This is a genomic window from Actinacidiphila cocklensis, assembly GCF_907177275.1.
In the GTDB taxonomy this organism is placed as follows: Bacteria; Actinomycetota; Actinomycetes; order Streptomycetales; family Streptomycetaceae; genus Actinacidiphila; species Actinacidiphila cocklensis.
Window position 1 is genome coordinate 26,239 of record NZ_CAJSLV010000099.1, and the last position, 10,630, is coordinate 36,868.

Below are 10,630 nucleotides of genomic sequence, written 5' to 3' on the forward strand. Positions count from 1 at the left end.
TCCTCCACGGAGCTCCCGTCATGCGACCTTCTCGGCGCCACCGGTCTCCGCGGACCGCTCGATGGCCGCGAGCACCCTGTGGTGGGCCGCGGCGGTGTGGAAGTCCGGGTGCGGGCTGCGTCCTTCGGCGATCGACCGGGCGATCTCCTGGTAGACGGCCGCGACGTTGGCGACCGGTCCCGCGGCGGGGTCGAAGGGGGCGGTCCTGCGGTCGTCCGGCACCGTCACCCGCTCTCCGCCGACCCGGATGTCCCAGTCGGTCCAGTGCAGGTACGTGCCCGGCCGGGTGGGGGACACCGTCAACGTGCGGTCGGAGCCGACGAGTTTGACGAGGAATCCGTCCGGGCTCCCGCTGCCGCCGTGCACGGCCACCGACGCGGTGGCGCCGTTGTCCAGGACGCCATGGAGCAGCACCTGCGCGGGTACCCCGTTGGGCACCGTCCGGCCGGTCCGCTCGACCTCGACGTGGTCGTACGGCCGGGGCAGCCGCGCGGAGACCTCGACCAGCCTGCCCGCCATCCGGTCCAGGGCGGCCAGGAAGTGGCCGGCCATGACGGTCAGCAGCGAGGTGCCCGCCGCCGGGTCGGTGGACCAGGCCAGCTCCGGCGCGATGCGGGCGCCGCCCAACGGGTCGCCGGCGGCGACCAGTACGGCCGACTCCAGTCGGCCGATGGCCCCTCCCGCGACCAGTTCGGCCACGTACCGGGCGTCCGGGGACTGGTATCCCTGCAGGTTCACGGCGTGGACGACGCCCGCCGCGCCGGCCTCCCGGGCGAGGTCGGCCGCCTGCGCCGCGTCCACTCCCAGCGGCCACTCGGACAGCACGTGCTTGCCCGCCTCCAGCGCGGCCCTGATCACCTTCGCGTGCTCGGACGCCCTGACGGAGACCACGACCAGGTCCACGTCCGGGTGGGCGGCGAGCCGCCCGGCGTCCGCGAAGGCGAGCGGCACGCCGTGCGCCGCCGCCACCTTGGCGGCGCCGGCCTGGTTCGTCGTCGCCACCGCGGTCACCTCGAACCCGGCGAGCCCCGCCAGCGCGGGCAGATGCGACGCGCCGGCCCAGCCACTGGCTCCGACGACCCCGACTCCGATCATGCTTCCTCCCTGGTTTCGTACCGATCGATATGAAACTAGGGGAGCGAGGGGTCCGGCTTCAAGGGGATAATGTACTTGTAGGTAAAAAACTTGAGGAGGTACGGCATGCCAGGCGGTCGCCCGCGCGCCTTCGACGCGGAGGATGTGCTCGATCGGGCGCTTGAGGTGTTCTGGTGGTATGGCTACGAGGGGGCGTCCCTGTCGGACCTGACCGCGGCCATGGGCATCAACAGGCCCAGCCTGTATGCGACGTTCGGCAACAAGGAGCAACTGTTCCGCAAGGTGCTCGACCGCTACTTCGCCGGCCCGGGAGCCTTCGCCGCCGAGGCGCTGGATGCGCCCACCGTGCGGGAGGTCATCGAGCACCTGGTGCTCGGGGCGGTCGAGTTGACCTCCGGGCCGCACACCCCCCGCGGGTGCCTGAGCGTCAACACGGTCCACGCCTGCGGTTCCGACTCCGAGCCGGTCCGCAAGGAGGCGATCGCCCGCCGGATGGCCGGCGAGGCCGCGCTCCGCCGGCGCTTCGAGCAGGCGGCCGACCTCCCGGCGGACTACGACCCGGGCGTCCTGGCCCAGTTGGTGCACACCGTCACCGACGGCATCGCCGTCCAGGCGGCGAGCGGCCACACCCGCGACCAGCTGGAACGGGTGGCCGGCCTGGCGCTGCGCACGCTGCTCCGGCCGGTCGGCTGATCGGGGACCCCGCGGGTGACTCCCCGCACGCAGGCTCTACCGTTGGCCCATGCCCACGATGCCGTCACGGGTCGAACTCCACCCGCTCACCCTCTCCGACCAGGACGAGTTCTGCGCTCTCGTGCAGGCCAGCGCGGAGCTGCACGGGCCGTGGATGCAGCTGCCCGCGACCCCGGAGGCCTTCCGCGTCTGGATGCGCCGCTTCGACGGCGGCGGCAACCTGGGCTTCCTGGTCCGGGTCCGGGAGACCGGCGAGACCGCCGGCATGGTCAACATCAACTCGATCATCCGGGGCCGCTACCAGGGCGCGTCCCTGGGCTACGCGGCCTTCGCCCCGTCCGCGGGGCACGGCTACATGACCGAAGGGGTCGCCGTCACCCTGCACTACGCCTTCACCGAACTGCGGCTCCACCGGCTGGAGGCCACCATCCAGCCGGCGAACACGTCCTCCCTGGCCCTGGTCAAGCGGCTGGGCTTCCGCTACGAAGGCGTCTCGCCCGACTACCTCTACATCGACGGCGGTTGGCGTGACCACGAGCGCTGGGCCGTCACCGCGCCGGCCCCCTGGGCGCCCGACCCGTCCCTTCCCGAGGTCTGAGCCGCCCTCCCCGCCACGGCACCGGGTGATCCGTTCGGCGGCAGCCGGATCCCCGTTCGTCTGCGCCCGGTGCCGAACTCGCCGATACACCTCGCATTCGGTGATCCGCCCGCGAATGGGAGATCGGCGAGGGGGAACACGAGGTGCAGTTGCCCGGAAGAGGAGAGTGACCCGTGACCGACCACCTGCAAAGCCGATCCGTCGCCGAGGAGTTGCGGGAGAGGGCAGGAGCCTTCGTCAACTCCCATGTGGACCTGTGGGTCACCGTCGAGGACGACGGCACCCTGGTTCTCGCGGGTGAGAGCCCCAAGGACCTCCTGCAGGCGGCCGCGGACTGGCTTGCGGAGGATCCGGAGTACGCGGTGACCGCTCTGGACTGGCGGTGTCAGGCGGGCCAACCCGCTTACACCGCGCGTCTGACGTTGCGCCCGGCGACCCTGGCCTGACGTCCGGCGGCCCTGGCCCTGCGGCCCGGCGGCCTTGGCTGTGACGCCCGGCGGCCCGCCCCGCCACCTGATCCGGAAGTCCGACCAATCCGCGGCGCGGTCGGCTCCGAATGACAGGTGTGACCGGACAGCAGCGCAGCAGCACCGACGGCGGGCGGGAGTCCCGCCGGCCTCGCGGCCCGGGCCGTGCCGGGCGGGTCCTGCGCCTGCTGCTCGGGGCGCTGTCGGGGCTGCTGGCCGCCGCCGCGTCGCTCGGCGTCGCCGAGCTGGTGTCGGCGGCGGTCAGGCCCGAGGCGAGCCCGGTCGTCGCGGTCGGCGGTGCCGTCATCGACCGCACGCCGGCGTCCGTGAAGGACTACGCGGTACGGCACTTCGGCACCGACGACAAGCTGGTGCTGCAACTGGGCATCGTGGCGCTCCTGGGACTGTTCGCGGTCCTCCTCGGCGTGACGGCGCTGCGGTTCCGGCGGGCCGGCTGTGCCGGAGTGCTGGTCTTCGGCGGCGTCGGCGCCGTGGCGGCGTGGAGCCGTCCTGAGCGGCAGGGCCTCGACGTACTGCCCTCCGTGGCGGGCGCGTTGGCCGGAGTCGCGGTGCTGTGGGTGCTGTCGGGGCGACTGGCCGCAGCGCCGCCCGCCGCCGTTCCGGCCCCCGGCCCCGCGTTCGACCGCCGCCGTTTCGTCGTCGCCGCGACGGCCACCGCGGCCGCGTCCGCCGCCGCGGGGGTGCTGGGCCGGGCGCTGAACGCCCGCAGCGGCGCCGCCGCAGCCGCGTCGCGCACCGCGGTCGTGCTGCCGCGGCCGGCCTCCGCCGCCGCCCCCGTCCCGCGCGGCGCGCATCTCGCCGTCCCGGGCGTCAGCCCCTTCCTCACACCGTCCGGCAGCTTCTACCGGGTGGACACCGCGCTGGTGGTCCCGAAGGTCGACGCCACCACGTGGCGCCTGCGGCTGCACGGGCTCGGCGTGGCGCGGGAGCTGACGTACACCTACCAGGACCTGCTGAACCGACCCCTGATCGAACGCGACATCACGTTGACCTGCGTGTCCAACGAGGTCGGCGGCCCGTACGTGGGCAACGCGCGCTGGATCGGGGTGCGGCTGGCCGACCTGCTGCGCGAGGCCGGGGTGCGGGCGCCGTCCCGCGGCGGCCCGGCCGACCAGCTCGTGGCGCGGTCCGTGGACGGCATGACCATCGGTTCACCGGTGGAGACGGTCCTCGACGGGCGCGACGCGATGCTCGCCCTGGGCATGAACGGGCGGCCGCTGCCCTTCGCCCACGGCTTCCCGGTCCGCGTGGTCATCCCCGGCCTGTACGGCTACGTGTCGGCCTGCAAGTGGCTGAGCGAGCTGGAGCTGACCACCTTCGACGCCTTCGACGCCTACTGGGTACGCCGCAGCTGGTCCCGGCAGGCACCGGTCAAGACCGAGTCCCGGATCGACACGCCCAAGCCGTTCGCGACGCCCAGGGCGGGCCGGGTGGCGGTCGCCGGGGTCGCCTGGGCGCAGCACCGGGGCATCGACCGGGTCGAGTTGCGCGTCGACGCAGGCCCCTGGCACACCGCGCGCCTCGCAGCGGAGGACACCGCGGACACCTGGCGGCAGTGGGTGTGGACCTGGGACGCCACCCCCGGCACGCACCGCATCGAGGTACGTGCCACGGACCGCGACGGACACACCCAGACCGACGAGCGGGCCGGCACCGTCCCCGACGGTGCGACCGGTTGGCATTCGGTGGTGGTCGACGTGACCTGACCCGCCCCCCTGCTCCGCTGCGGGCGGAGCACCTCCTGACCCTCCTCATTCCGCAGACCACTCCACCTGGAGACCCACATGAACGCCCTGAAGTCCCGCCGTGTCGCCGTGGCGGTGGCCGCGGCCGCCCTGCTGCCGCTCGCGATCACCGCGTGTTCCAGCAGCGAGAAGTCCTCGGCGGACGCGTCCTCGTCGAGCCCGGCAGGGGCGGCGGCGCCCGCCACGTCGTCGATGCCGTCGTCGTCGATGCCGTCGTCGGCCGCCGCGATGGACCAGCCGTTCGGCCCCGGCTGCGCTTCGGTGCCCAAGTCCGGCTCCGGCAGCTTCGACGGCATGGCCATGGACCCGGTCGCAACCGCGGCCTCGCACAACCCGGCGCTGTCGACCCTGGTCTCCGCGGTCACGAAGGCAGGTCTGGTGGACACCCTCAACAACGCGCAGGACATCACCGTCTTCGCGCCCACCGACGACGCCTTCGCCAAGCTCCCCAAGGCGACCCTCGACAAGGTCCTCGCCGACAAGGCGATGCTCACCAAGATCCTCACGTACCACGTCGTCGGGCAGCCGGTGAAGGCGCCCGACGGCCTGGCCCACGGCACGTACACCACGCTGGAGAAGGGCACCCTGACGACCGCGGGCTCCGGCGAGACGTACAAGGTCAACGGGACGGCCGCCGTCGTGTGCGGCAACGTCACGACCGCCAACGCCACCGTCCAGATCATCGACACCGTCCTGATGCCGCCCAACTGACCGCCACGGGGACCGCACGGGCCGGACGACCGGCCGGCGTGACCCACCCGTCGAAGCCCGCGGGTGGGTCAGACCCGCAGTAATGTCCGGAGGTGTCCATGTACGTGGCAGCAGACGACGGCTCGTCGACCGAACCCCGCCCCGGGGTCCTGGAGACGTTGCTCGACCGCATGTCCCGAGGTGATCGGCAGGCGTTCGACACGTTGTACACAGCGGTGGCCGGCCCGGTGCTCGGCCTCGTACGCAAGGTGGTGCGCGATCCCGAGCAGTCCGAGGAGGTCGCGCAGGAGGTGCTGATCGACGTGTGGCGGTGCGCCGCCCGTTTCGACGCGCGGCAGGGCAGCGCCATGGCGTGGATCATCACCCTTGCGCACCGGCGGGCGGTGGACCGGGTCCGTTCGGCCCAGGCCTCCGTGGCCCGGGAGGCCACCGCCGGGCTGCGGGACCGCAGCCCCGCCTTCGACGAGGTCTTCGAGCAGGTCGAACGGCGCCTGGAGCGCGAGCAGGTGAGGCGCTGCCTGAATCAACTGACCGCGCTGCAGCACGAGTCGGTGATGCTGGCGTACTACCGCGGCTACACCTACCAGCAGACCGCCGAGGTGCTCGGTGTGGCCCTGGGCACCGTCAAGACCCGCCTGCGGGACGGGCTGATCCGGCTCCGCGACTGCCTGGGGGTGGGGTCGTGACCACCGGCGACCTGCACACGCTGACCGGGGCGTACGCCGTGGGCGCCATCGCCGAGCCCGAGGCGGGGGAGTTCCGCCGCCACCTGTCGGAGTGCGAGGCCTGCGCTCAGGAGGTCCGCGAGCTGCAGGAGACCGCGGCGCGGCTCGCGCTGGCCGTGGCCGAGGTGCCGCCGGCGGCGATGCGGGAGCGGGTGATGGCCGCGCTGCCCGGAGTCCGGCAGCTGCCGCCGGACGTCCCGGCACCGCGGGTGGCGGAGGTGCCCCTCGCCGCTCCGAGGCGGCGCGGGTGGCGGCAGCGGATGCCCGCCCTTGCGGCGGCGGCGTGCCTGGTGGCCGCCGTGGTCGCCACCGGTCTCGCGGTCGACGCGCGGCAGGACGCGGACGCCCAGCGCGGGCGGACCGCGCGCGCCGAGCAGCAGGCCGCCGAGCTGAGCGTGCTGACCGCGGCGCCCGACGCCACCTTCCACTCCGGCGTGCTGACCGGGGGCGGCACCGCGACCCTGGTCGCCTCGAAACGTCTGGAGCAGGCCGCCGTCCTCTACCACGGGCTGCCCGCCCTGCCCGGGGGCAGGGTGTACGAGCTGTGGTACAGCCGCGGCGGCGGCATGGTGCGGGCCGGCCTGGTGGAGCCCGGCCGTACCGCGGGCGCCGAGGTGCTGGACGGGGCACCCGCGGACGCCGACGGCGTCGGGATCACGGCCGAGCCGCGCGGCGGCTCGCGCGCCCCCACCAGCCCTCCGCTGGCGCTCCTCCCGCTGTGACGAGGGCCGTTCCGGGTCCGGCAGTGCCGGCCCCGGAACGGCGCGGCGGCGGATTCCACTTCGTGCGCTCCCGGACCAATCCGCGCGGCCCGCGGCTACGAAGCAAGGACGAGAGGGTTGCGCGCCCGGGGGTGCGGAGCCGTGCCGGGCGGGAGGAGGAGCGCGAGGGTGGATCGGCGACGCATAGCCGTGGTGGGCGGGGGAGTGGCGGGCCTGACCGCCGCGCACGTCCTGCGGAAGACCGGCGACGTGATGCTCTTCGAGGCGCAGGACCGGCTCGGCGGGCACGCCGACACCCACGACGTCGCCGCGCACGGCGGGCGGGTGCTGCGGATCGACACCGGCTTCATCGTCCACAACGACCGCACCTACCCCACCCTGCTGCGCCTCTTCGGTGAACTGGGCGTCAGCACGCAGGAATCCGAGATGAGCATGTCCGTGCGCTGCGACGGCTGCGGCCTGCAGTACGCCGGCGCGCGAGGCGGCCCGGGCGGCCTGTTCGCCCAGCCGCGCAGCCTGCTGCGCGGCCGCTACCTGCGTATGCTCACCGAGGTCCCGGCCTTCCACCGGGCGGCGCGTGCGGTGCTGGACGCCGGGAGCCCGGACGCGCAGACCCTCGGTGACTTCGTCGCCGCCCGCCGCTTCTCGCCGTACTTCGTCAACCACTTCCTGATCCCGCTGGTCTCCGCGGTGTGGTCCTGCGCCCCGCGCACCGCGATGCGCTACCCGGCGGCGTACCTCTTCCACTTCCTGGAGCACCACGGGCTGCTCTCGGTCAGCGGCTCCCCGCAGTGGCGCACGGTCACCGGCGGTTCCGTGGAGTACGTCCAGCGGATCGGCAAGCGGCTGGCGGCGGTGCACACCACGACACCCGTACGGGCGGTGCGCCGGCACGCCGACGGTGTCGAGATCACCGCCGAGGACGGCACGACGTACGACGCCGGCGCGGTCGTCCTGGCCGTCCACCCCGACCAGGCCCTGCGCATGCTCGCCGACCCCACCCCCGACGAGCGGCGGCTGCTGGGGGCGTTCCGCTACTCGCGCAACGAGACGGTGCTGCACACCGACACCTCGCTGCTGCCCTCCGCCCGGCGCGCCCGCGCCTCGTGGAACTACCTGCTGCCGTCGTGCACGGCCGCCGCCGACCACGTCCGGGTCAGCTACCACATGAACCGGCTGCAGCGGCTCGACGCCCCCGAGGACTACGTGGTCACCCTCAACGCCGCCGACCTGGTCGACAGCCGGCAGGTGCTGGCCCGCATGACCTACGAACACCCCGTCTACACCCCCGAGTCCGTCGCCGCGCAGCGGCAACTGCCCGCGCTCACCGACGGCGTCACCGCGTACGCGGGCGCCTACCACGGCTGGGGGTTCCACGAGGACGGCTGCCGGTCGGGGGTCGCCGCGGCGGCCGCGCTGGGAGTGCGCTGGTGAGCCCCGCCCCCAGCAGCACAGGCCGCCCGCCGGCCCGTACGCCTGCGGGCACCGCACCCGCGCTCTACGAGTGCGTCGTCGCCCACGCCCGCACCGCGCCGGTCCGCCACTCCTTCAGGCACCGCACGTACATGTGGCTGGTCGACGTGGACAGCCCTCCCGTCCTGCCCCGGGTGCTGCGCCCGCTGGCCCGGTTCGACCCTCGCGACCACTTCGGCGGCGCCCGCGAACCGCTGCGTACCGCGCTGGAGCGCTTCCTCGCCTCCCGCGGCGTCCGCCTCGACGGCGGCCGGGTCCTGATGCTCGCGCACGCGCGCGTCCTGGGACACGTCTTCAACCCGCTGACGCTCTACTGGTGTTCCGACCGGGCCGGCGCACCGGTGTGCGTGGTCGCCGAGGTGCACAACACCTACGGCGAGCGGCACTGCTACCTGCTGCGCACCGACGCCGGCGGCAGGGCGGAGGTGCCGAAAGAGCTCTACGTCTCCCCGTTCTTCCCGGTCGACGGCGGCTACCGCATGCGGCTGCCGGAGCCCGGCGAACGGCTCGCCGTCACCGTGCAGTTGCAGCGGGCAGGCCAGGTGCAGTTCACCGCGACGCTGCGCGGCAGGCGGCGGCCGGCCACCGCCCGCAACCTGCTGGCCGCGACCGCCCGGCACCCCTGGTCGACCCTGGCGGTGTCCGCCGCCATCCGGCTGCACGGCATCCACCTGTATCTGCGCGGCCTGCCGGTCAGGCACCGGCCCGCGCCCGTACCGCAGGAAGGTCTGAAGTGAACGGACTCGTCCCGCTCGGTCCAGCACCCGCCTCCGCCGCGGGCAGCCGCCCGGCCGCCCCGGTGGACCCCCGGGTGTGGCCCGACGTCGCCCGGCTGCCGCGTGCCTCCGCGGTCCGCACCGCGGTCGCCCGGCGGCTCGTCGGACGGGCGCTGGCCGGACTGCCGCTGCACGTCGCGGCGCCGGACGGCAGCGTCGCAGGCCGCGGCGGCCCCGTCCTGCGCCTGCACGACCCCGCCGCCTTCCACCGGCGGATCGGCGCCGACGGCCTGATCGGCTTCGGCGAGTCCTACATGGCCGGCGAGTGGGACGCCGACGACCTCGTCGCCGTCCTGACCGTGCTGGCCGGGCACCTCACCGAACTGGTCCCGCCCGGCCTGCAGCGGCTGCGCACGCTGTGGGCGCACCGCAGGCCCCGCGCCCAGGCCAACTCCCCGCAGGGCGCCCGGCAGAACATCCACCGGCACTACGACCTGTCCAACGACCTCTTCGCGCTGTTCCTCGACGAGACGATGACGTACTCGTCGGCCGTCTTCCGCGAACTCCCCTCCCGCGCGGACGACCTGGCCACCGCGCAGCAGCACAAGATCGACCTGCTGCTCGACCTGGCGGCCGTCGGGCAGGGCACGCGGCTGCTGGAGATCGGCACCGGCTGGGGGGAGTTGGCGCTGCGCGCGGCCCGCCGCGGAGCCCGCGTACGGACGGTGACGCTGTCGCGGGAGCAGCGCGACCTGGCCGCCGCCCGGATCGCCGCGGCCGGCCTGTCGGAACGGGTCGAGGTCGAACTGCGCGACTACCGCCAGCTGCACGGGAGTTACGACGCCGTGGTGAGCGTGGAGATGATCGAGGCGGTCGGCGCCGAATACTGGCCTGCGTACTTCGCCGCGCTGGCCCGGCTCCTCGCGCCGGGCGGCCGGGTCGCACTCCAGTCGATCACCATGGCCCACGACCGGATGCTCGCCACCCGCGACACCCACACCTGGATCGGCAAGTACGTCTTCCCCGGCGGCATCATCCCCTCCACCACCGCGATCATCGCGGCGGCGCAGGCGTCGGGCCTGCGCGCGGAATCCGCGACCGGGTTCGGCGAGCACTACGCCGAGACGCTGCGGCTGTGGCGCGAGCGCTTCACCGCCGGGGCCGACACGGGTGAGGTGGCCGCCCTGGGCTTCGACCACGTCTTCCGGCGCATGTGGGAGTTCTACCTCGCCTACTGCGAAGCGGGCTTCCGCGCCGGCTACCTGGACGTGCACCGGTTCACACTGACCGCCTCCGGCCCGGCGGGAGGTGCCAGGTGACCACGGTCGCGGACCGGCTGGGACCGGTACTGACCGCGCTGTTCGCCGGCGAGCCGCCGGTGCGGCTGCGCGCCTGGGACGGCAGCGAGACCGGGCCGGAGGCGGCACCGGTGGTGCTGCTGCGCTCGCACCGCGCGCTGCGGCGGCTGCTGTGGCAGCCCGGCGAACTCGGCGTCGCCGAGGCCTACATCGCCGGCGACCTCGATGTCGACGGCGACCTGGCAGAAGGGCTCAGCCGCGTCTGGCAGGCCGTGCGGGACCGCAGGCCCGCGCCCGGCGGCCGCCTGCGGCTCGCCGGGCTGCGGCCCGCCGACGCTGCGAGGGCGGCCGGCGCCGCCCTGCGCC

General features: G+C 74.2%; 11 protein-coding genes and 1 pseudogene. 11 read left to right on the forward strand and 1 reads right to left on the reverse strand.

Going from position 1 to position 10,630, the window contains the following annotated elements; translation table 11 throughout:
• Positions 1-18: 18 nt before the first annotated feature.
• Positions 19-1,095 carry a Gfo/Idh/MocA family protein gene (locus NFU81_RS34750; protein WP_251499311.1) on the reverse strand — a complete coding sequence of 359 codons (1,077 nt, stop codon included), beginning with the start codon at positions 1,093-1,095 and terminating at the stop codon, positions 19-21.
• A gap of 105 nt (positions 1,096-1,200) precedes the next feature.
• Between NFU81_RS34750 and NFU81_RS34755 the strand changes: the two genes are divergently transcribed.
• From NFU81_RS34755 to NFU81_RS34805, 11 genes and pseudogenes are all read left to right on the forward strand, one after another.
• Positions 1,201-1,788 (forward strand): TetR/AcrR family transcriptional regulator, encoded by a 588-nt coding sequence (locus tag NFU81_RS34755; RefSeq protein ID WP_251499314.1) that lies wholly within the window; start codon positions 1,201-1,203, stop codon positions 1,786-1,788.
• Between the two features lie 49 nt (positions 1,789-1,837).
• Positions 1,838-2,386, forward strand: a complete 549-nt coding sequence (locus NFU81_RS34760; RefSeq protein WP_251499316.1) for a GNAT family N-acetyltransferase — start codon at positions 1,838-1,840, stop codon at positions 2,384-2,386.
• A gap of 173 nt (positions 2,387-2,559) precedes the next feature.
• The gene (locus tag NFU81_RS34765; RefSeq protein ID WP_251499319.1) at positions 2,560-2,832 is read left to right on the forward strand and encodes a hypothetical protein; all 273 of its coding nucleotides are present in this window, start codon (positions 2,560-2,562) and stop codon (positions 2,830-2,832) included.
• Between the two features lie 110 nt (positions 2,833-2,942).
• Positions 2,943-4,580 (forward strand): molybdopterin-dependent oxidoreductase, encoded by a 1,638-nt coding sequence (locus NFU81_RS34770; RefSeq protein ID WP_251499321.1) that lies wholly within the window; start codon positions 2,943-2,945, stop codon positions 4,578-4,580.
• Positions 4,581-4,658: 78 nt separating this feature from the next.
• Positions 4,659-5,330: a fasciclin domain-containing protein gene (locus NFU81_RS34775; RefSeq protein WP_251499324.1), complete on the forward strand. Its 672-nt coding sequence runs from the start codon at positions 4,659-4,661 to the stop codon at positions 5,328-5,330.
• Between the two features lie 98 nt (positions 5,331-5,428).
• A complete protein-coding gene (sigK, locus tag NFU81_RS34780; RefSeq protein WP_251499326.1) occupies positions 5,429-6,016 on the forward strand; it encodes an ECF RNA polymerase sigma factor SigK in 588 nt (195 codons plus the stop codon).
• A complete protein-coding gene (locus tag NFU81_RS34785) occupies positions 6,013-6,777 on the forward strand; it encodes an anti-sigma factor (RefSeq protein WP_251499328.1) in 765 nt (254 codons plus the stop codon). The genes sigK and NFU81_RS34785 overlap by 4 nt, the downstream gene beginning before the upstream one ends.
• 168 nt (positions 6,778-6,945) lie before the next feature.
• The gene (locus NFU81_RS34790; RefSeq protein WP_251499331.1) at positions 6,946-8,211 is read left to right on the forward strand and encodes an NAD(P)/FAD-dependent oxidoreductase; all 1,266 of its coding nucleotides are present in this window, start codon (positions 6,946-6,948) and stop codon (positions 8,209-8,211) included.
• Entirely contained in the window at positions 8,208-8,987 is a 780-nt protein-coding gene (locus NFU81_RS34795; RefSeq protein WP_251499333.1) for a DUF1365 domain-containing protein, read from the forward strand. The genes NFU81_RS34790 and NFU81_RS34795 overlap by 4 nt, the downstream gene beginning before the upstream one ends.
• On the forward strand, positions 8,984-10,285 hold the full coding sequence (locus NFU81_RS34800) for an SAM-dependent methyltransferase (RefSeq protein ID WP_422665370.1): 1,302 nt from the start codon (positions 8,984-8,986) through the stop codon (positions 10,283-10,285). The genes NFU81_RS34795 and NFU81_RS34800 overlap by 4 nt, the downstream gene beginning before the upstream one ends.
• Positions 10,282-10,630, forward strand: a pseudogene (locus NFU81_RS34805) (SAM-dependent methyltransferase); the annotation flags it as partial. The gene NFU81_RS34800 and the pseudogene NFU81_RS34805, both read left to right, overlap by 4 nt.